The sequence below is a fragment of the Saccharopolyspora galaxeae genome (assembly GCF_016526145.1).
Lineage (GTDB): Bacteria > Actinomycetota > Actinomycetes > Mycobacteriales > Pseudonocardiaceae > Saccharopolyspora_C > Saccharopolyspora_C galaxeae.
Map to the genome: position 1 here is coordinate 255526 of NZ_JADDUE010000010.1, position 20414 is coordinate 275939.

Consider the following 20414-nt stretch of genomic DNA (forward strand, 5'->3'; position numbering starts at 1 on the left):
AGGGGCCGCGCACCGGACTCCGCCCGCTTGGGCGGGGTCCGGTTGTGTTACCGGTGTGCGTGTGCGCAGAGCCGCCGGGCGCTGCGCAGTGCGGCGCGGCTGGAGTGCGGTGTCGGGGGGTCCCAGTAGATTCTGCGGCGGAGACCGAGTTCGTCAGGCACATGTGGAGGTCCGATGAGCACCGCCGAGAAGCCGTCGGACCAGTCGTCGGCCCGATCGTCGGCCCGGTCGCCGGTCCAGCACGTCGCCGACAGCCACGATCTGATCCGCGTGCACGGCGCGCGCGAGAACAACCTCGCCGACGTCAGCATCGAGCTGCCCAAGCGCAGGCTGACGGTGTTCACCGGGGTCTCCGGATCGGGCAAGAGCTCGCTGGTGTTCAGCACCATCGCCGCCGAGTCGCAGCGGATGATCAACGAGACCTACAGCGCCTTCCTGCAGGGCTTCATGCCCGCGTTGGCGCGGCCCGATGTCGACGTGCTCGACGGGCTCACCACCGCGATCATCGTCGACCAGCAGCGGATGGGCGCCGATCCGCGTTCCACGGTCGGCACCGCCACCGACACCGGCGCGCTGCTGCGGGTGCTGTTCAGCAGGCTCGGGCAGCCGCACATCGGCTCGCCGCAGGCGTTCTCGTTCAACGTCGCCTCGATGAGCGGGGCGGGCGCGATCACGCGGGAACGCGGCGGCAGGACCGTCAAGGAGCGGCAGAGCTTCAGCATCACCGGCGGCATGTGCCCGCGGTGCGAAGGCAGGGGAGCGGTCTCGGACATCGACCTCACCCAGCTCTACGACGACTCGAAGTCGCTGTCCGAGGGCGCGTTCACCATCCCCGGGTGGAAGTCGGACAACTTCTGGAACGTGCGGGTCTACGCCGAGTCGGGCCTGGTCGATCCGGACAAGCCGATCCGCGAGTACACCGCGCAAGAGCTGCACGACTTCCTGCACAAGGAGCCGATCAAGGTCAAGGTGGACGGGGTCAACCTGACCTACGAGGGCCTGCTCCCGAAGGTCCAGAAGTCGTTCCTGTCCAAGGACCCCGAGGCGATGCAGCCGCACATCCGGGCCTTCGTGCAGCGGGCGGTCACCTTCACCAGCTGTCCCGAGTGCGGCGGCACGCGGCTCAGCGAGGCCGCCCGCTCGTCCGAGATCGCCGGGATCAGCATCGCCGACGCCTGCGCCATGCAGATCAGCGACTTGGCGGACTGGGTCCGCGGTCTGGACGAGCCGTCGGTGGCGCCGCTGCTCACCGCGTTGCGGGAAACCCTCGACGCGTTCGTGGAGATCGGGCTGGGTTACCTCTCGCTGGACCGCTCCTCTGGCACGTTGTCCGGTGGCGAGGCGCAGCGCACCAAGATGATCCGCCACCTCGGTTCGGCGCTGACCGACGTCACCTACGTCTTCGACGAACCGACCATCGGCCTGCACCCGCACGACATCCGGCGGATGAACGATCTGCTGCTGCGCCTGCGGGACAAGGGCAACACGGTGCTGGTCGTCGAGCACGAGCCCGAGACGATCGCGATCGCCGACCACGTCGTCGACCTCGGCCCCGGCGCGGGTTCGGCGGGCGGCACCGTCTGCTTCGAGGGCACCGTTGCGGAATTGCGCGGCCGCGACACCGTCACCGGCCGCCACCTCGACGATCGGGCCCCGCTCAAGGAGCAGGTGCGCGAATCCACCGAAGCGGTGCAGATCCGCGGCGCGGCGCAGCACAACCTGCGCAACGTCGACGTCGACATCCCGCTCGGGGTGCTGTGCGTGGTCACCGGCGTTGCGGGCTCCGGGAAGAGTTCGCTGCTGCACGGGTCCATCCCGGCTTCGGCGGGCGTGATCTCGGTCGACCAGGCCCCGATCCGCGGATCGCGGCGCAGCAACCCCGCGACCTACACCGGCCTGCTCGAACCGATCCGCAAGGCGTTCGCGAAGGCCAACGGCGTGAAACCGGCGCTGTTCAGCGCCAACTCCGACGGCGCCTGCCCGGGCTGCAACGGCGCCGGAGTCGTCTACACCGACCTGGCGATGATGGCCGGGCTCGCCACCACCTGCGAGGAGTGCGAGGGCAAGCGGTTCCAGCCGTCGGTGCTGGAATACCGCTTCGGCGGGAAGGACATCAGCGAGGTGCTCGCGATGCAGGTGGCCGAGGCCGCGGAATTCTTCGGCGCCGGCGAGGCGCGCATCCCGGCCGCGCACCAGATCCTGCAGCGGATGGCCGACACCGGACTCGGCTACCTCGGTCTCGGCCAGCCGCTGACCACGTTGTCCGGCGGCGAGCGGCAACGGCTCAAGCTGGCTACCCACCTGGCCGACAACGGCGGGGTGTACGTGCTCGACGAGCCGACCGCCGGGCTGCACCTCGCCGACGTCGAGCAGCTGCTCGGCCTGCTCGACCGGCTCGTCGACGCGGGCAAGTCGGTCATCGTCGTGGAGCACCACCAGGCGGTCATGGCGCACGCCGACTGGATCATCGACATCGGGCCGGGCGCGGGCCACGAGGGCGGCCGGGTCGTCTTCGAGGGCACCCCGGCCGAACTCGTCGCCGACCGCTCCACGCGCACCGGCGAACACCTCGCGGCCTACGTCGGCTGCTGAGCCGAACTCCTCCCGGACGTCCCCGCGGCCGTTGTTGATCCGCTGCCCCTCGCGTCCAGCGCATCCTCAACTTGCTCGAAGCCCGACGAATCGCCTCCGATGTGGACGAAGAAGGTGCCGGGATGTCCGGTGGTCTTCAGTAGACCGTGATCGCTCCGGTGAGCACGGCGAATGCAATGTAGGCCAGCGAGGCGAGCAGCACCCACAGCAGGGCGAAGCGCTGGAAGTCGCCGAGTTCGCGCTTGATGAGCCCGAGCAGGACCCACAGCGGCGCGGAGGCCGGGCCGATGGAGTGCATCATCTGGCCGATCGCTCCGGCCCGGGCGATCTCGATCGGGGCGATGCCGTAGTGGCCGGCCGATTCGGCCAGCACCGGCAGGACGCCGAAGAAGTAGGCGTCGTTGGACATGAAGAAGCTCAGCGGCAGGCTGATCACGGCGGTGAACAGCGGGATCAGGTTGCCGAGCGAGTCGGGCACGATCGACAGCAGCGCGTCGGCCATGGCTTCGGTCATGCCGGTGTCGGTCATGATGCCGGTGAAGATCCCGGCGCCGAGCACGAGCATGACCACCGGCACGGCGTTGCCCGCGTGCTTCTTGATGACCTCGCCCTGGTCGGCCAGGCGCGGGTGGTTGACCAGCAGAGCGATGACGAACGCGACCATGAACAGGTTGACCAGCTCGGCGACCCCGGCGATCAGCAGCACCAGCAGCAGCACGGTCAGAGTGGCGTTGAACCAGGTTCGCCAGTCGCGATTGTTCTCGTTGCGCTGCTGGGCGATTTCGGCGGCGAACTCGTCGATCACGGCCCGGTCGATGCGGTCGCGCTGGCCGCGGCCGAGCACCCAGGCGATGCCGATGATGGCTAGCGAGGTCAGCACCATCGGCGCGATCATGTGCGTGAAGTAGTCGGTGGAGTCCAGGTGCAGCACGCTGATTCCGCGGGTGGCTGCGCCGCCCCACGGGGTGGTGCCGGAGATGGTGCCCAGCGCCATCGTGGCAATGGTGGCGATCACCAGCGGGTTGATCCCCAGCCGCCGGTAGAGCGGTAAGAACGCGGAGCAGACGATCATGTAGCTGGTGGTGCCGTCGCCGTCGAGGGCGACCAGCAGCGCGAGGATCGCGGTGCCGACGCAGATGCGCACCGGGTCGCCCTTGGAGATCCGGATGATCGCCGTCGAGATCGGATCGAACAGCCGGGCATCCATCATCACGCCGAAGTAGAGCACCGCGAACAGGAGCAGGATCGCCGTCGGCGCGACGATCTCCAGGCCGTTGAGCATCATCTCGTCGAGATCGCCGCCGAATCCGGCGGCCACGGCGAAGACGATGGGGGTGACCATGATGGCGACGAAAGCGGTCAGGTATCTGCGCATCACCAGCGCCATGAAGACGCCGAGCGTTGCGAATCCCAGGACGGCGAGCATCGTTGCTCCTTTGCTGCGCGAAACGGCCGCGGTGCGGGCCGGGGCTCGCGCGCGCTGATCGGATCGGTGGGCGCCGGTGGCAGCGCGGGCTCAGGAGCCCGGCGCCGCGAGCTCCCCGGCCTGCTCCGGTGTGAGCGGCCGGGAACGCATTCCCCGCAGCAGCAGGAAAATCCGGGCAGTCTCTTCGAGTTCTTCGACGGCGTCGGCCGCCGCGGGGAGGTCCCGGCCTGCCACGACCGGGCCGTGGTTGGCCAGCAGCAACGCGTGGTGCCGCGCGGCGGTTCCTTCGACCAGCGGGCCGAGCCCGTCGTCACCGGGCGCGTGATAAGGAAGCAGCGGCAGGTGGCCCACCCGCATGGCGTAGTAGGCGGTCAGCGGTGGCAGCACGTCGTGCGGATCGACGTCGGCCAAGCAGGAAACCGCGACGGAGTGGGTGCTGTGCAGGTGGATCACCGCTGCGGCGGAGGGTCGTGCCCGGTACATCGCCGCGTGCAGGAAAGCCTCCTTGGACGGGCGCGGGCCGCTCAGGTGCGCGCCATCGAGGTCCAGTTCGGACAGTCCGGCCGGATCGAGGGCGCCCAGCGAAGCGCCGGTCGGAGTGAGCAGGATCCGGCCGTGGTGGCGAACGCTGATGTTGCCGGTACGCCCGAAGGTCAACCCGCGCTCGAAGAACGACGCTCCCAGCGCGGCGACGGCTGCCGCGGTGTCGCTCATGATCGCCCCTGTGCCGCACGCGTCAGCAGATCGGGGCGGCCGAAGTTGCCGGATTTCAGCAACAGCGCCACCGGCGGGTCACCGTCGTGCACGCACCACGGCACGCCCCGGTCGGCTTCACCGGTGACCGCGACCGCGGTCACGCCGAGGGCGTTGACCACGGCGCCCGAGGTTTCGCCGCCAGCGACGACGAGCCGTCGATACCCTAGCTGCACCGCGCTTCGCGCCAGTGCCGCCAGAATCCGTTCGTAGCTCGCGGAGTCCGATGTCCGTTCTTCCGGCCGCGCGGAGGAGTAGACCAGCAGCGGACCGCCGTCGCCGTGCTCGCGCAGCCAGTCGTCGGCCAGCTCGTGCAGGCGCTCGGGATCGGGGACGGCGCGCAGATCCAAGCGGTGCGCAGGCAGGTGTTCCCGCGCCCGGTCGACCTGCTCGAGCGTGGTGCGCGAGCAGCTGCCCGCGAGCACGAGCGCCGGTCCGGCCGGGATTTCCGGGGTATCGCGCGCTTTCGCCGACGCCTCCGCGCCGAGTGTCCCGGCCAACGCGTGCGCGAGCCCGGCCGCGCCGGTGAGCGTGGTCAGACCGGTGGCGGCGCGGGCGACGGTGCGCAGGTCCTCCTCGGTGAGTGCATCGGTCACCGCGTACCGCACGCCGCGATGGCGCATCGCCGCCAGCTCGCTGCGGACCGCATCGGCACCTCGGCGGACCACGGGCAACCCGACGAGCCCGACGCGGTGCGGGGTCTGCGCCCCCAGGACGCGCACGAGGTCGGAGTCGGTCATCGGGGTCAGCGGATGATCCCGCATCGGCGACTCCGACAACGGCACGTCACCGACGAACAGGTGTCCGTTGTGGACGGTTCGACCTTGGTCCGGAGTGGACGGGCACACCACGGTGAGCCGACTGCCGTCCGCGTCGAGCAACCCGTCCGCGACCACGCCGATGTTGCCCTGCGGCGTGGAGTCGAACGTGGAGCAGTACTTGAAGTAGACCCGATCCGCTCCGCGCCCGGCCATCCACGAGCGGACCTGAAGCGTTTCCGCGATCGCGGTGGTGGCGGGCGCGGTCCGCGTTTTCAGCGCGACCACGACGGCATCGCAGTCGGTCAGGTCCACGGCCGTCTCCGGGCGCCCGAACAACAGCGCGGTGCGCAGGCCACCGCGGCGCAGCGCTGCGGCGACATCGGCACCACCGGTGTAGTCGTCGGCTATGCATCCGAGCAGGCTCATGATCCAGCCCCCGCCGAGTCGCCCAGCAGGTGCGCCCGCAGCTCGCGAAGCCCGGGCGATGGCGTGCTGAGCACCTCCGCGTTCAACGTCGCGGCGAGTTCCCGCGCGTGCGGGCTCAGCGAATACTGGCCCAGCAGCACGAGATCCGCCGCTTGCAGGTGCGGTTTCGCCGCCCGCGCCAGGGAATCCACCGAGCCGGGCCGTGCGCGCTCGGCCACGATCTCCGTCCCGGTCGCCACCTCCGCGAGTCGCCGCGCGGAATCGGCCAGCGCGGATTCCAGCGGCGCGAGCAGGACCACCCGGCCACATCCGCGGCGGGCGACCTCGGCGAACGCGGCATCGTCGGAACCCCGCACCGGCACCGGCCAGAGCTGCCGGGCGAGCGCGGCGACCGGCCCGTACATCGAGCAGCTCAGCTGCACGGCTTCGGCGCCCCCGTCCACGGCGTGCCGGATCAGCGACAGCATCCGCAGCCGCAGCGCCCGGGTGAGGCCGCCCGCTTCGTCGGCTTCGCGGATCAGCCGGTCGTCCAGCAGGTGCCAGCTGTCGGCTTCCGGGAACTCCGCGCGCAACGCCGCGTCCGCCGGCTCGATCGAAGCGGGCGTGGCGTGCACGAACGCCACCAGCGGGCCGATCACGCCGCGGCTCCGCTGCGGATCGCGTCGGCGACCGACTCGGCGAACGCGGTGGTCCCGGCCGCCCCGCCCATGTCCGAGGTGCAGGTCCCGGCCGCGACCGTGCGCGCGACCCCGGACTCCAGCGCCGCGGCCGCCCGGCGCAGGCCTGCGTCGTCGTGGCGGTCGGCCAGCCAGTCCAGCAGCATCGCGCTGGAGAGCATCATCGCGATCGGGTTGGCGACGTCCCGGCCCGCGATGTCCGGAGCCGAGCCGTGCGCGGCCTGGGCCATGCCGTGCCGGTCGGAGACGTTGATCGACGGCGCGATGCCGAGCGACCCGGCCAGCTCGCCGGTGAGGTCGGAGAGGATGTCGCCGAACATGTTCTCGGTGACGAGCACGTCGAATTCCGGGGCGCGGCGCAGCAGGTGCACGGTCATCGCGTCGATGTGGAAGTCGTCGACGGCGACCTCGGGGTATTGCGCCGAGATCTCGCGGCAAACGTCCCGGAACAGCCCGGTGGTCAGCCGCAGCACGTTGGCCTTGTGCACGATGGTGAGCCGGTTGCGCCGGTTGCGCGCCAGCCGGAACGCGGCGTGCGCGATCCGCTCGACCGCTGCGCGGGTGATGATGCCGTGGGCGATGGCGACGTCCGGGGTCGGCATGAGCTCGCCGGTGCCCGCGTGGGTGTTGCGGTCGGCGTAGAAGCCTTCGGTGTTCTCCCGCACGATGACCAGGTCGGTGCCGGGCACCATCGCCTTCGCGCCCTCGAACGCCTTGGCCGGGCGGATGTTGGCGTAGAGCCCGAAGCGGGTGCGGATGGTGCCGCTCGGGTTGAGCCGGGACCGGTGCGGCTCGGGGTAGGCGGCGCTGTCGTGCGGGCCCAGCAGCCACGCGTCCAGCCCGTCGAGCGCTTCCAGCGTCGAGTCCGGCAGCGGCGTGCCGTGCTCGTCGATCGCGGCCCTGCCGAGCGGCAGCGGTACCCATTGCACGCCCGGAATTCCGGCGGAGGTCATCGCCGCGTCGACCGCGCGCGTCGCCGCGGGCACGATCTCGGGGCCGATCCCGTCGCCTTCCAGCAGACCGAGCCGGTACGGACGGGCAGTCGGGGGTGCGCTCATCAACTCTCCTCGTGTGGCGGCGGATGGCGGACATCCTGGAGGTTATAACCTAGCTCGGTCAAGGGTTCGGTGATACGGCGATCGAACGCGATGAGCTGGAAAAGTGCTCGGGTTAGCGTCTTATAACGACGCGTCGAAGCAAGTTTCGCCTGCTGACCGGCAGCGCGCGGCGGCGCGGTAGCTTATAGCCGGGAGGTGCGGCATGAGCGAACCGGCGTCGCCACTGATGACCAAGAGCGAGCTGGCTTACAACAGCGTCCGGGACAAGATCCTCTCGGGTGAGTTCGCGCCCGGATCGGTGCTCAACCAGGCCACGCTGGCGCGCACCATCGGCATCAGCACCACGCCGCTGCGCGAGGCGCTGCGCAGGCTCAAGGCCGAGCGGCTGGTGGAACTGGACGCGCACCGCGACGCCCGGGTCACCGAGCTCGATGCCGAAGAGGCCCGCGACCTGCTGGAGATCCGGCGTTCGCTGGACCCGCTGGCGGTGTCGCTGGCCGCGCAGCGGCGGACCAAGGCCGACGTCGCCGAGATCCGCGAGGCCGCGGTAGGGCTGCGCGCATTGCCCACCGACTCCGGCCACCAGCCGATGCTGCACCACCGCCGGTTCCACGCCGCGATCTACCGCGCCTCGCACAACGACCTGCTGATCGAGACGCTGGACGGGTTGTGGGACAAGGCCGACCGGTACCGGCGGCTCGCCTTGGAGATCGATCGCGGTCCGCAAGCCCGCGCGAAGAAGGACGATGAGCACCGAGCGCTCGTCGAATGCGTCGTGGCCGGTGAGTCCGACGCCGCGGCCGAGGTGATGCGCGAGCACATCGACACCAGCCTGGGCGCCCAGGCCGCGCGCAGGCTGATGCGATCCGAGCAGTGACGCCGGTGCGCTAGCAGCGGAGTGGAACGGTTCGTCAGCCGCGAGGGCAGGCAGCGTTTCCCGCCCGTGCGGGATGGCTCACCGGTCGGTCGGTGCAGCGCTCCGGAACGAGTCGACCAATGTCCGGACCACCTCGCTGAGCTGCGCGCGCACTTGCTGATCAGCGATGCTTCCGTCGTCGCCGATCATCTCGCGGTGCACGGGAACCTTCGCGCACGCCGTGTCCACGATGTCCGCGCCCGCGTATTCGAGCACCGCGCGCAGCGTCGCCTCCGCGCCATGCCCGCGTCCGGGCGCGGCCGAGTTGATCCAGGCCATGGGTTTGCCGCCGGTCTCGGTGCCGCCGATCGTCCAGTCCAGCAAGTTCTTGAACGAGCCCGGCAGCGTTCCCGCGTACTCCGGGGTGCAGATCAGCACCGCAGCGGCCGCACCGATCGCCGCTCGCAGTTCGGCCACCGGAGCGGGCAGCGGATCGGCGTCGTCGTCGGGGTTGAAGTGCGGAAGCGCCGCCAGCCCCTCGTACCGCACGGTGCGCACCTGCGCTGGGGCCACTTCGTGGGCGGTGCGCAGCACGGCTTCGTTGCTGGAACCGCTTCTGGTGCTTCCGGACAGCAGCAGGATCACTGGCGACGTAGTCATGCGTTCAAATTACTGCGCCCCGGCCGCGGAACACACCCGCCGAACGCGGATTCCCGTCCGGGATCGTCCAACTAGGACACCAACGCGGCCCGGTTTCGCAGCAGGTCCCGATGATGTCCCGGCAAGCACCGGCTGACCAGTGCGGAAGACCGCGCGCGGTGATACGGGCCACCTGGACCCGTCACCACCAGGTCGCCAACAGATACAATCCTGATATGTCAAGCGTTAGCACCTGCGGAAGCGGCCGTCCATCGGCGGACCCGTGCCTCCTTCCCACGCCGGGGCTGGAATGAACACTGCTGCAGGCGAACCGGAACAGGGCTCGATGGCGGACCGGGCCTACGCGGCGATCCGCGATCGGCTGATCATGCTCGACATCCCGCCGATGACGGCGATCGACGACGTGGCGCTGGCCGGCTCGCTCGACATCGGCCGCACCCCGGTCCGCGAAGCGCTGAAGCGGCTCGAGATCGATCGGCTCGTGGTGTCCTACCCGCGGCGCGGCACGTTCGCCACGGCCGTCGACATCACCGACCTTGCCTACATCTCCGAGCTGCGGGCGCAGCTGGAGCCGTTGGCGGCCCGCCGCGCCGCCGAATCCGCCGACGCCGCGCTGCTGGAGGAGTTCGTCGAGCTGGCCGACACGCTCGACGAGGTCGACGTGCGCTCGCTCAGCCGGGACGAACTGATGCGCTGGGACCTGCACGTGCACCGCGCCATCTACCACGCGTCGGGGAACCCGCACCTCGAGGACACGCTGGTGCGCTACGACAACCTGGCGACGCGGATCTTCTGCCTGTTCCTGGACCGGATGACGCATTTCGACCGCCACGTCGGGGAGCACTCCGGCTTGCTGCGGGCGATCGGCGAGCGGTCCGCGGATGAAGCCGAGCAGCTCGCTCGCGATCACGTGCTCGGCTTCGAGGAGGCCATCCGCGCGGTGGTCTGACGCGCGCCGGGCGACTCAGCCGCGAACTGCCAGTTTGCGGCGCCATCGGCCGAACGAGCGGGCGCGGTCGATGCCGAGCACGCCGACCGGAGAACCGGAGCCGTCGAGGTAGAGCGCGAGGAATTCGCCGGAGTCCAGGTCGCCTTCTTCGACCTGGACCGAGCAGTCCGCGGTGCGGTGCCCGGCGAACTGGATCTTGTGCCCGTACTGGTCGGACCAGAAGTAGGGGACCGCGTGATGCGCCGGGGGCGCGTGCTCGCGCCCGAGCAGTGCCGCGGCGGCGGCCGCCGGTTGCTGCAGCGCGTTCGTCCAGTGCTCCAGCCGCAGGGATTCCGCGGTATAGCTGCGGAACGAGTTGGCGCAGTCCCCGACGGCGGCGACTTCCGCAACATTGGTGCGGCCGCTCTCGTCGGTGCGGACGCCGGCTGCCAGCGAGACACCCGATCCCGCGAGCCACTCGACGTTCGGCTCAGCGCCGATGCCGACCACCACCACGTCGGCGGGAAGTTCGCGGCCGTCCGCCAGGCGCACGGCCGTGACGCGGGATTCTCCCGCCAACTCGGCAAGTCCGGCTCCCAGGTGCATCCGCACGCCGTTGCGGGCGTGCAGCCGACCGCACACCGCGCCCATCTCGTCTCCCAGCGCTCGCTGCATGGGCACCGGGGCCGCTTCGACGATGTCCACTTCGCACCCGAGCCCGGCTGCCGTGGAGGCGATCTCCGCCCCGATGAACCCGGCGCCGATGATCACCAGCCGTGCTCCGGCGGTGAGTTCTTCGCGCAGTGCCCGCGCATCGTCGAGGTTTCGCAGCGTTCGCACGCCCGCAGGGACCGAATCCGGCAGGGTCCGCGCTCGTGCCCCGGTGGCCACCACGACGGCATCGGTGGTGATGCGTTCCCCGTCGTCGAGCACGACCGCGCGTTCGGAGGTGTGCAGGGCTCGTGCGGTTCGGCCCAGCAGCCACTCGGCTTCGAGGTCGGAGTCGTCCGGCTCGATCAGCCGGATGTCGTCCTCGGAAGCGGTCCCCGCCAGGAACTCCTTCGACAGCGGTGGCCGGTCGTACGGCTCGTGCTGCTCGTCGCCGATGACGGCGATCCGTCCCTCGAATCCTTGCGCGCGCAGCGCACGGGTTGTCGCCAGGCCCGCGAGGGACGCCCCGACGACGGTGATGTGCTGCATCAACCCACCTCCTGCACAGCCGCGTCGGCCTTGGCGGGCTCGGAGACGTAGATCGAGCCGTCCTCTACGGCGACCTCGTGGGTCCGGACGGGTTTCTTCGCGGGCGGGCCGCTGGGCCGGCCGGTGCGCAGGTCGAAACAGGCGGCGTGCAGCGGACATTCGACCGCGCAGCCCTCGAGCCACCCGTCGGAGAGCGAGGCGTCCTGGTGCGTGCAGGTGTCGTCGATCGCGAACAGCTCACCGTCCACATTGAACACCGCGATCGGGACGTCGCCCGGAACGCGGACCGACTCCCCCGGCGGGAGGTCGGACAGCTCGCCCACGAAGATCATCGTACCTCCTGTTGCAGATGGCGGAACCCGTACTGCATTACGCAACCGACAGAATGCGGCTCGCTCCCGCGGTCGTCAACGGTGGAATATCGGCGCCGATCCGGCGGATGCCGTTGCTGTGGCGAACGATTCGACGATCGCCTGCGGATGCCGGGCACGACTCGGCGCCGAGCGGCGCCCGGTGGCGAGGGGTCCGGCGACGGCTGCGCCGCTTCGCCGGCGGGGCGAGGTTCGCACCTGCCGGAGCGTTGACCTCGCTGTGCGGACTGACTTATCGTCCAGAGATATATCAACCGTCGAACCCGGCATCAAGGGTGATGAGGCTGCTGCGATCCCGGCGCGGTGCCGGGTGCTGCGGTTCGCATCCGGGGAGCCCGCATGAGCAACCAGCCCGGACGCCGTCGGCGTGGCGGAACCCCGCCCGTCGTGCAGCAGGAACGCACCGTGCACCGGGCGGTTGCGGCGGCATCGGTGGGGAACGTCGCCGAGTGGTACGACTTCGGGATCTACTCCTACCTGGCCGCCGTGGTGCTGGACCGGGTGTTCTTCCCGGACGTCGGGCAGTGGGCCACCGTGTACACGCTCGGCGCGTTCGCCGCCGCGTTCCTGATGCGCCCGCTCGGCGGGTTCGTGTTCGGCCGCCTCGGCGACAAATTCGGTCGCACGAAGGTGCTTTCCGCGACCGTGCTGCTGATGGCGGTCGCGACCGTGCTGCTCGGGCTGGTGCCGAGCTACGGTGCGGTCGGCATCGCGGCTCCGCTGCTGGTGCTGTTCGTGCGGATGCTGCAGGGCTTCTCGGCGGGTGGTGAGTACACCGGGGCGCTGACCCTGGTCGCCGAGTACGCCCCGGACCGGCGGCGGGGATTCTTCGGCAGCTGGCTCGAATTCTGCACGCTGACCGGGTATGCGCTCGGCGCGTCGGTGTGCGGCGTGGTGATCGCGGTGCTGCCGGAGAACGACCTGCTGGCGTGGGGTTGGCGGCTTCCGTTCATGCTCGCCCTGCCACTGGGCATCACCGGCCTCTACCTGCGGATGCGGCTCGAGGACACTCCCGCGTTCCGGCAGTTGATGCAGCGTTCGCCCGCGCTCTCGACGATGTCGGCTCGGCGGGCCGTGCACATCCTGGTGGTCCGTTACCGATCCGCCGCGCTGGTCGCGGCCGGGGTGATCGTCGCGTGGAACGTGACGAACTACGTGTTCACCAACTACATCCCCACGTACCTGGCCGGGACGCTCCCGCGCCACGGCGAGAGCGGCACCAGCGAGGCGCTGGCGACCGCGCTGCAAGTGGCCGTCATGGTGCTGATGCTCTGCGCGATCGTGTCGGTCGGGCGGCTCAGCGACCGCATCGGGCGAAAACCCTTGCTGATGACGGGAAGCATGGCCTTGATCTTCCTCGGGCTGCCCGCCGTGTGGTTGCTGCGGGAGGGGCTGGTGGGCCAGATCGTCGGCTTGCTGCTGATCGGGATGCCGCTGATGTGCTTCGCGGCGGTGTCGCCGTCGACGCTGCCCGCGCTGTTTCCCACGATGATCCGCTACAGCAGCCTGGCGGTCATCTTCAACGTTTCGGTGTCGCTGTTCGCGGGCACCGCACCGACGATCATCGAGGCCGCGGCGACGACGACCGGCAACCTCGACTGGCCGGGGTACTACCTCGTCGGCGCAGGTGTCGTCGGGCTGGTCAGCACCCATTTCCTGACCGAGCACGCCGGGCGTCCGCTGGCGGGTGCCGCTCCGCTGACCTCCAGTTCGGAGTTGCCGCCACCGCCGTTGTCCGACGACGGTGTTCCGCTGGAACAACCGCGCCAGTAGTGCTTCGCGCGGCCCCGCGCGGACGGAGAAGGTCCGCACGGGGCCGCGCTTCCCGGCTCAACCGACCCGCTGGCGCACCCAGTCGTGGAACTCACCGATGTGGTGCTCGCTGGGAACCAGCACGCCGCCCCGCTCGTAGGAGCGGGAGTCCATCGACAGCTGGCACCGTTCGCACGCGTCGAAGTCCTGCTGGTTGACCCGGTGGAACAGCTCCACCGAACGATCGATGTCGGTGCCCGAGTCGACGACCTCCGGCAGGTACAGCCAGTCGCACCGGATGATCGTGCGGTCGACCGCGACCGGGAACATGCGGTGGAAAACCACGTGATCGGGAACCAGGTTGATGAACACCTGGGGCCGCACGGTGATCGCGTAGTAGCGCCGGTCCTGCTCCTCGTCCACGCCCGGGATCCGGTCGAGCCCTGCCGATCCGTCGACGGTGAATCCCTCGATGTTCTCGCCGAATTCCGCGCCGTGGCCCACGAAGTACTGCGCGGCCAGGCCGTCGGCGAACTCCGGCAGCACTTCGGTCAGCTCCGGGTGGATCGTCGCGCAGTGGTAGCACTCCATGAAGTTCTCCACGACCTGCTTCCAGTTCGCCCGCACGTCGTACTCGATCCGCCTGCCGAGCTTGAGCTCCGCGACCTGGTAGCCGACGATCGCATCCGGTGTGCCCAGCCGGTTCGCGACGTCGCCGATGACGGTGTCCGCGAACGACGGCGGCTCATCGGCCAGGCACAACCAGACGTAACCGAGCCATTCGCGCACGTGCACCCGGTGCAGGCCGAACTCGCCGCGGTCGATGTCCGGCATCGAGGTCAGGTTCGGGGCGGAGACGAGCTTGCCGTCGAGCCCGTAGGTCCAGGCGTGGTAGGGACATTGGAAGGATCGGCGCACCTCGCCCTGCTGCTCGGTGCACAGCCGCGCGCCGCGATGCCTGCACACGTTGAGGAAGGCGTTGATGGAGCCGTCCCTGGCCCGCGTGACGAGCACGCTTTCCCGTCCGATTTGGACGGTTTCGTACTGGCCGGGCCTGGCGAGGTCGGCGCCGAGCACGGCGCAGAACCAGCCCGCCTCGAAGATGGATTCCTGCTCGGCGCGGAAGATCGAAGGATCGGTGTAGTAGTGGCCCGCGAGCGTTTCCCGCAGGCTTTCCGGAAGGCTCGTGTCCTCGGCGGAGGCGGACAGCTCACCGGTCGTCATGGCAGTGCTCCTCGTTTCGGGAGAGGGGTCGCTCGGGAGAGGTGTCGCTCGGGTCAGATGTCGCTCGGAACGATGGGATCTCGCCGCGATGGCGCGACGCGTTGCTCCCGGCGCAGCCGTGCAGCGGCCGGCGTGCGGCGAACGTTGCGGTGCTCGCGGGAGCGGAACGACGAATCCGCGCTGTTGCTCGTCGTGCAACCCTTTGCGCTATGCGCTACAGAATATCGCGATCGGGGCAGGTAGGTCGAGCGTCTGACGGGCCGGAATCCGTTGCGATCACTGGAAAACGACGGTGCTGTGGCCGTTGAGCAACAGGCGCCGCTCGCAATGCCAGCGGACCGCGCGCGAGAGCGCGAGCGCCTCGGCATCGCGGCCTACCGTCTGCAGCGCGCGCGGATCGTGGGTGTGATCGATGCGGATCACCTCCTGCTCGATGATCGGCCCTTCGTCGAGATCCGGGGTCACGTAGTGCGCGGTCGCGCCGACGAGCTTGACCCCGCGGGAGTACGCCTGGTGGTAAGGCTTGGCGCCCTTGAATCCCGGGAGGAACGAGTGGTGGATGTTGATGGCGCGCCCGTGCAGCGCTTTGCAGGTCTGATCGGACAGCACCTGCATGTAGCGGGCGAGCACCACCAGTTCGGCGTCGTACTCGTCGACCACCCGCAACAACCTGGCCTCGGCCGCCGGCTTGTCGGCGGCGGTGACCGGGATGTGGATGAACGGCAGTCCCGCGGATTCGACCATCGGGCGCAGATCGTCGTGATTGGACACCACCGCGACGATGTCCGCGCTGAGGCTGCCCGCGCGCCAGCGGTAGATCAGGTCGTTGAGGCAGTGGCCCAGTTTGGACACCATGACCAGGATCCGGGCGTTGCGGTTCGAGCTGAAGGCGAAGCTCATCTCGAAATCGGCGGCGACGGGTTCGAAACCGCGCGAGATCTCGTCGAGGTCGACCTCTTGTGCGGCGGTCACCTGGGTGCGCAGGAACAGCCGGCCGCGAACCGGGTCGTCGAACTGCCGGTACTCGCCGATGTCGCAGTCCCGCCCGTACAGGTAGGAACTGACCGCGCGGACGATGCCGGTGCGGTTCGGGCAGCTCAGCGTCAGGGTGAACGAGCGTGTCACGGGATCCCCCCAGAATTCCACGATTCAGCATTCCACGATGTTGAGCGCCAGCCCGCCGCGGGCGGTCTCCTTGTACTTGTCCTTCATGTCCGCTCCCGTCTCGCGCATCGTCTTGATCGCCTTGTCCAGCGAGACGTGGTGGCTGCCGTCGCCGCGCACCGCCATCCGGGCCGCGGTGATCGCCTTGACCGAGGCGACCGCGTTGCGCTCGATGCACGGGATCTGCACCAGACCGCCGACGGGATCGCAGGTCAGCCCGAGGTTGTGCTCGATGCCGATTTCGGCGGCGTTCTCCACCTGCTCCGGTGTGCCGCCGATGACCTCGGCGAGTCCGGCCGCAGCCATCGAGCAGGCCGACCCGACCTCGCCCTGGCAGCCGACCTCGGCTCCGGATATCGACGCGTTCTCCTTGAACAGGACGCCGATCGCGCCCGCGGTGAGCAGGAACCGCACGGCCGCGTCGTCGGAGAACGACGGCAGGAACCGCTGGCCGTAGTGCAGCACGGCGGGCACGATTCCGGCGGCACCGTTGGTCGGTGCGGTCACCACGCGTCCGCCCGCGGCGTTCTCCTCGTTCACCGCCAGTGCGTAGAGGGTGACCCATTCCATCGCGTGCAGGGCATCGCTCTCGTCCGTTGCGGACTCCAAGCGCTTGTGCAATTCGCCCGCCCTGCGGCGGACTTTGAGCCCGCCGGGCAGCACCCCGCCGGCCCGGGTGCCGTGGTCGACGCAGTCCTGCATCACCGACCAGATGTGCAGCAGACCGTCCCGGGTTTCCCGCTCGGTGCGCCAGGAAAGCTCGTTGGCCAGCATGATGTCGCTGATCCGCAGATCGGCGCGGGAGGCATGGCCGAGAAGTTCCTGTCCGGTGCGGAACGGGTAGCGCACCGGGGTGTCGTCCTCGGCCAGCACGGCTTGACCGGTTTCGTCCGCACCCAGCACGAAACCTCCGCCGACCGAGTAGTACTCGCGGCGGTCGAGTTCGCAGCCGTTGTCGTCGCGGGCGTGGAAGACCATCCCGTTGCTGTGGAACTCGAGCCGCTTGTTCCGGTGCAGCACGACGTCCTCGTCGATGGAGAACGGAATCTTGTGCGCACCGCCGAGGCTGATGCGAGCGTCCTCGCGCACTGCTTGCACCTCGGATTCGGCGGCGACCGGATCGACCAGGTGCGGCTGCTCCCCGGACAACCCGAGCACGACGGCCTTGACGCTGCCGTGGCCGTGCCCGGTCGCCCCGAGCGAGCCGAACAGCTCGCAGTGCACGGTGGCGACGCGGGGCAGGACTCCGGACTCGCGCAGCCGGTTCACGAACAGGTAGGCGGCCCGCATCGGACCGACAGTGTGCGAGCTGGACGGTCCGATGCCCACTTTGAACAGATCGAATACCGAGAGGCTCATGGGTGCTCCAGGTTCGCCGGCGGCGCGGATCACCGCCGGATGCGGTGCATTTCCGGGTCGACCAGCGGTTCGGCGGCGACGGTCGCGCGCACCCGGCGGTCGAAGTACTGGATGTGCACTCGGGTGCCGACCGTGGCCGCAGCGGGTAGCCAGGCGTAGGCGATCGGGGTGCCGAGCGTGTGCGAGAACGCCGCGGAGGTGACGTAGCCGGCCGGTTCACCGTCGAGGAAAACCGGCTCGGAGCCGAGCACGACGCTGCGTCCGTCATCGATCGTCAGGCACGACAACCGGCGGGTGACCGCGTGCTTGTCCAGCCGCGCGATCGCCTCGCGCCCTACGAAATCGCCCTTCTGCGGTCGCACGGCGAATCCGACCCCGGCTTCGTAGGGATTGTGCTCGGTGGTCATGTCCGCTCCCCACGCGCGATAGCCCTTCTCCAGCCGCAGGCTGTTGAACGCGGCCCGGCCTGCGGCCACGACACCGAGGTCGCGCCCGGCCGCGAACAGCACGTCCCAGAGCCGCTGGCCGTACTCGGCGCTGGTGTAGATCTCCCAGCCCAGCTCGCCGACGTAGGACACGCGCATCGCGGTGACCGGAATACCCGCGATGTGCGCGGACTTGCAGCGGAAGAACTTCAAGGCCTCGTGCGAGAAGTCGTCTCGGCTCAACGGCTGGACCAGATCGCGCGCCAGCGGCCCCCACACACCGATGCAGCAGGTGCCGCCGGTGATGTCGCGAACCCGCACGCCGTCCTCGGCCGGTAGCTGGCGCCGCAAGTAGTCGAGGTCGAGGTTCCCGTTGGCACCGACCTGGAAAAGCTGCTCGCCGAGCCGTGCGACGGTCAGGTCGCTGCGCACCCCGCCCGCCTCGTCGAGCAGCAAGGTGTAGGTGACCGCGCCGACCGACTTGTCCATCTTGCCGGTGGTGAGCTCGTCCAGAAAGGACAGTGCGCCCGGCCCGCTGACCTCCAGCCGCTTGAGTGAGGTCATGTCGTACAGCGCCACGGCGGTGCGGGTCTTCCACGCCTCGACCGCGGCGATCGGGGAGTGGTACATCGCCGACCAGGCGTCCCGCGACGGCGGCTGCCACTCCATCGGCAGGTCCTTGACCAGCCCGGCGTTCGCCTCGTACCAGTGCGGCCGCTCCCACCCGTGCGATTCCAGGAAGAACGCGCCCAACTGCTGCTGACGCGCGTGGAACGGGCTCACCCGCAGGTCCCGCGGGGACAGCTTCGGCTGCAACGGGTGCTTCACGTCGTAGATCTCGACGAAGTTCCGCTGCGCCGTCTCTTCGACGTAGTCCGCAGCGGTCTCGATCTCGTCGAACCGGGCCGCGTCGCAGCCGTGCAGCTCGACCTGGCTGCGACCGTCGACCAGGAGCTGCGCAACGGACCGGGCCACGCCGCAGGAGTGCGTGACCCACACGGCCTCGGCGATCCAGAATCCCGCCACGTCCGGAGATTCGCCGACCAGCGGCCCGCCGTCGGGGGTGAACGAGAAGATCCCGTTGAACCCGGTCTCGATCTTCGCGGTCTCCAGCGCGGGCAACAGCCGCCGGCTGTGCTCCCAGGAATCGGCGAAGTCGTCTTCGGTGAACGGCAACATCGACGGCATGGAGGCTTCGGTGGGGGAGTCCTCCTCCGGCAGGTCGCTCAGCCGCGCGGGCATCGGGCGATGCGCGTAGGAACCGATCCCGAGGCGGTCGTTGTGCTCGCGGTAGTAGAGGTCGTGGTCCTGGTGGCGCAGGATCGGCAGCTGCGCCTCGGACCGCTCGTCGTTGCGGCCGACGAGTTCGGGCAGCTGATCGGTGCGCACGTACTGGTGCGCCATCGGCAGCAGCGGGACGTTCATGCCCGCCATCTCGCCGATGGCCTGCCCCCAGAAACCGGCGCAGGACACGACGATGTCCGCGGGCACCTCGCCGTGGTCGGTTTTCACACCGGTGACGCGCCCGCCGTGCTGGCTGATGCCGAGCACGCGGGTCGATCCGCGGAACTCCGCGCCGCGTGATTCGGCCCGGCGGGCGAGCGCGACGACCGCCCGGGTCGACTTCGCCAGCCCGTCGTCAGGGGTGTGGAAGCCGCCGAGGATGCGATCCGGCTCCAGCAGCGGGTGCAGCTTGGCGCACTCCTCTGGCCCGATGACCGCACCGGAGACTCCCCACGAGGTGGCCCAGCCCTGCTTGCGGTGCAGATCGTCGAGCCGTTCCGGCGTGGTCGCGATCTCCAGGCCGCCGACCCGGTTGAAGCACCAGCCGCCGTCGACGTCGAGGCCGGCCAGCTTGTCGACGGTGTAGCCGGCGAACTCGGTCATCGTCTTCGATCCGCTGGTCTGGTAGACGAGACCGGGCGCGTGCGAGGTCGAGCCGCCGGTCAGCGGCAGCGGCCCCTGGTCGAGAACGGTGAGGCGGTGCCATCCGCGTTCGGTCAGCTCGTCGGCCAGGTTCGTACCGACGATCCCGGCTCCGATGATGACGACACGAGGCGTCGTGCTCATGCTGGTCTCCTAACGGGCGGCCGGTGCGGGCCGCTGCGAGGACGGTGCGTTCGGGCAGAGCCGCCGAGGCTCTTGGGCGGGGCGGAGAAATGCGCTCGATGCGCGATGCCGGTGCTGATTGCTGCGAGCAGCCGCCGATTCGGGCGGCGAGAACGGAACCGGTTCGGCGCGGTGAAGTCGTCGCCGTCCGGTAGTTCCTGTCGGTCCGCGCTGCGGACGGTTGCAGGAACCGGAACTCAGACCGAGAACTGATATATCAACTGAGCAGCAAGGTAAGCAGTGGTCGCGCCGCGGTCAACACCCGCGGGGAAAACTGCTTCGATCCGCTGAGCGCCGGCGGGACGCCCGGCCCCAGTGCGCGCAGGTTCGTGCTCGCGACGGACCTGCGGGGCGCGCCAAGTCGGCGTTTTCCAGCCCCTTGACCACGCGGTTCGCGCTGCTAGGCTAAAAGTCCTCTGATATTTCAGTTGAATCTCACTCGTGCGGCGGTCTCGCGCCGCACGTTCGCTCTCCGCTGCCCGCTGCCGCTTTCCGGCACGGAAGGAGTCCTATGAGTCTGTCCAGTAACGACGGTTCCGCAGGCGGCACCGGCGATTCGCTGTCGGCGGTGGATCCGGAGGTGGCGGCCGCGGTCGGCGCTGAGTTGTCGCGGCAGCAGAACACGCTGGAGATGATCGCGTCGGAGAACTTCGCGTCGCAGGCGGTGTTGCAG

Annotated in this window: 16 protein-coding genes and 1 pseudogene; 5 read left to right on the forward strand and 12 right to left on the reverse strand. The window is 69.5% G+C overall.

Going from position 1 to position 20414, the window contains the following annotated elements; translation table 11 throughout:
* Window positions 1-174: 174 nt before the first annotated feature.
* A complete protein-coding gene (locus INP57_RS22900; RefSeq protein WP_200072362.1) occupies window positions 175-2592 on the forward strand; it encodes an ATP-binding cassette domain-containing protein in 2418 nt (805 codons plus the stop codon).
* A gap of 136 nt (window positions 2593-2728) precedes the next feature.
* Here the strand turns inward: INP57_RS22900 and INP57_RS22905 are convergent, their stop codons facing one another.
* From INP57_RS22905 to INP57_RS22925, 5 genes are all read right to left on the reverse strand, one after another.
* The gene (locus INP57_RS22905; RefSeq protein WP_200072363.1) at window positions 2729-4018 is read right to left on the reverse strand and encodes a CitMHS family transporter; all 1290 of its coding nucleotides are present in this window, start codon (window positions 4016-4018) and stop codon (window positions 2729-2731) included.
* Window positions 4019-4108: 90 nt separating this feature from the next.
* Window positions 4109-4732: a 3-oxo-tetronate 4-phosphate decarboxylase gene (gene otnC, locus INP57_RS22910; RefSeq protein WP_200072364.1), complete on the reverse strand. Its 624-nt coding sequence runs from the start codon at window positions 4730-4732 to the stop codon at window positions 4109-4111.
* The gene (otnK, locus tag INP57_RS22915) at window positions 4729-5958 is read right to left on the reverse strand and encodes a 3-oxo-tetronate kinase (protein ID WP_233628079.1); all 1230 of its coding nucleotides are present in this window, start codon (window positions 5956-5958) and stop codon (window positions 4729-4731) included. Before otnK ends, otnC begins: the two co-directional genes overlap by 4 nt.
* Entirely contained in the window at window positions 5955-6596 is a 642-nt protein-coding gene (locus tag INP57_RS22920) for an aspartate/glutamate racemase family protein (RefSeq protein ID WP_200072365.1), read from the reverse strand. Before INP57_RS22920 ends, otnK begins: the two co-directional genes overlap by 4 nt.
* Complete coding sequence (locus INP57_RS22925) at window positions 6593-7693, reverse strand: isocitrate/isopropylmalate dehydrogenase family protein (protein WP_200072366.1); 1101 nt, start codon at window positions 7691-7693, stop codon at window positions 6593-6595. Before INP57_RS22925 ends, INP57_RS22920 begins: the two co-directional genes overlap by 4 nt.
* Before the next feature lie 202 nt (window positions 7694-7895).
* Between INP57_RS22925 and INP57_RS22930 the strand changes: the two genes are divergently transcribed.
* Window positions 7896-8570, forward strand: a complete 675-nt coding sequence (locus tag INP57_RS22930) for a GntR family transcriptional regulator (protein ID WP_200072367.1) — start codon at window positions 7896-7898, stop codon at window positions 8568-8570.
* A gap of 78 nt (window positions 8571-8648) precedes the next feature.
* On the opposite strand, the gene INP57_RS22935 is transcribed toward INP57_RS22930, so the two are convergent.
* Window positions 8649-9209, reverse strand: a complete 561-nt coding sequence (locus INP57_RS22935) for an NADPH-dependent FMN reductase (protein ID WP_200072368.1) — start codon at window positions 9207-9209, stop codon at window positions 8649-8651.
* 289 nt (window positions 9210-9498) lie between these two features.
* On the opposite strand from INP57_RS22935, the gene INP57_RS22940 reads away from it, so the two are divergent.
* A complete protein-coding gene (locus tag INP57_RS22940) occupies window positions 9499-10158 on the forward strand; it encodes a GntR family transcriptional regulator (protein ID WP_200072369.1) in 660 nt (219 codons plus the stop codon).
* A 15-nt stretch (window positions 10159-10173) separates the two neighbouring features.
* Here INP57_RS22940 and INP57_RS22945 read toward each other — a convergent pair whose 3' ends face one another.
* Window positions 10174-11337, reverse strand: a complete 1164-nt coding sequence (locus INP57_RS22945; RefSeq protein ID WP_200072370.1) for an NAD(P)/FAD-dependent oxidoreductase — start codon at window positions 11335-11337, stop codon at window positions 10174-10176.
* Window positions 11337-11669: a bifunctional 3-phenylpropionate/cinnamic acid dioxygenase ferredoxin subunit gene (locus INP57_RS22950; protein WP_200072371.1), complete on the reverse strand. Its 333-nt coding sequence runs from the start codon at window positions 11667-11669 to the stop codon at window positions 11337-11339. Before INP57_RS22950 ends, INP57_RS22945 begins: the two co-directional genes overlap by 1 nt.
* Before the next feature lie 378 nt (window positions 11670-12047).
* Here INP57_RS22950 and INP57_RS22955 point away from each other — a divergent pair, with 378 nt between their 5' ends.
* On the forward strand, window positions 12048-13481 hold the full coding sequence (locus tag INP57_RS22955; protein WP_200072372.1) for an MFS transporter: 1434 nt from the start codon (window positions 12048-12050) through the stop codon (window positions 13479-13481).
* A gap of 57 nt (window positions 13482-13538) precedes the next feature.
* Here INP57_RS22955 and INP57_RS22960 read toward each other — a convergent pair whose 3' ends face one another.
* From INP57_RS22960 to INP57_RS22975, 4 genes are all read right to left on the reverse strand, one after another.
* Window positions 13539-14684, reverse strand: coding sequence for an aromatic ring-hydroxylating oxygenase subunit alpha (locus INP57_RS22960; RefSeq protein ID WP_200072373.1), 1146 nt, complete (start codon window positions 14682-14684; stop codon window positions 13539-13541).
* Window positions 14685-14960: 276 nt separating this feature from the next.
* Window positions 14961-15809: a formyltetrahydrofolate deformylase gene (gene purU, locus INP57_RS22965; RefSeq protein ID WP_200072374.1), complete on the reverse strand. Its 849-nt coding sequence runs from the start codon at window positions 15807-15809 to the stop codon at window positions 14961-14963.
* A 24-nt stretch (window positions 15810-15833) separates the two neighbouring features.
* Entirely contained in the window at window positions 15834-17207 is a 1374-nt protein-coding gene (locus INP57_RS22970) for an L-serine ammonia-lyase (protein ID WP_200072375.1), read from the reverse strand.
* A gap of 29 nt (window positions 17208-17236) precedes the next feature.
* Window positions 17237-19702 (reverse strand): GcvT family protein, encoded by a 2466-nt coding sequence (locus tag INP57_RS22975; protein WP_200072376.1) that lies wholly within the window; start codon window positions 19700-19702, stop codon window positions 17237-17239.
* A gap of 550 nt (window positions 19703-20252) precedes the next feature.
* On the opposite strand from INP57_RS22975, the pseudogene INP57_RS22980 reads away from it, so the two are divergent.
* A pseudogene (locus tag INP57_RS22980) lies at window positions 20253-20414 on the forward strand (serine hydroxymethyltransferase); the annotation flags it as partial.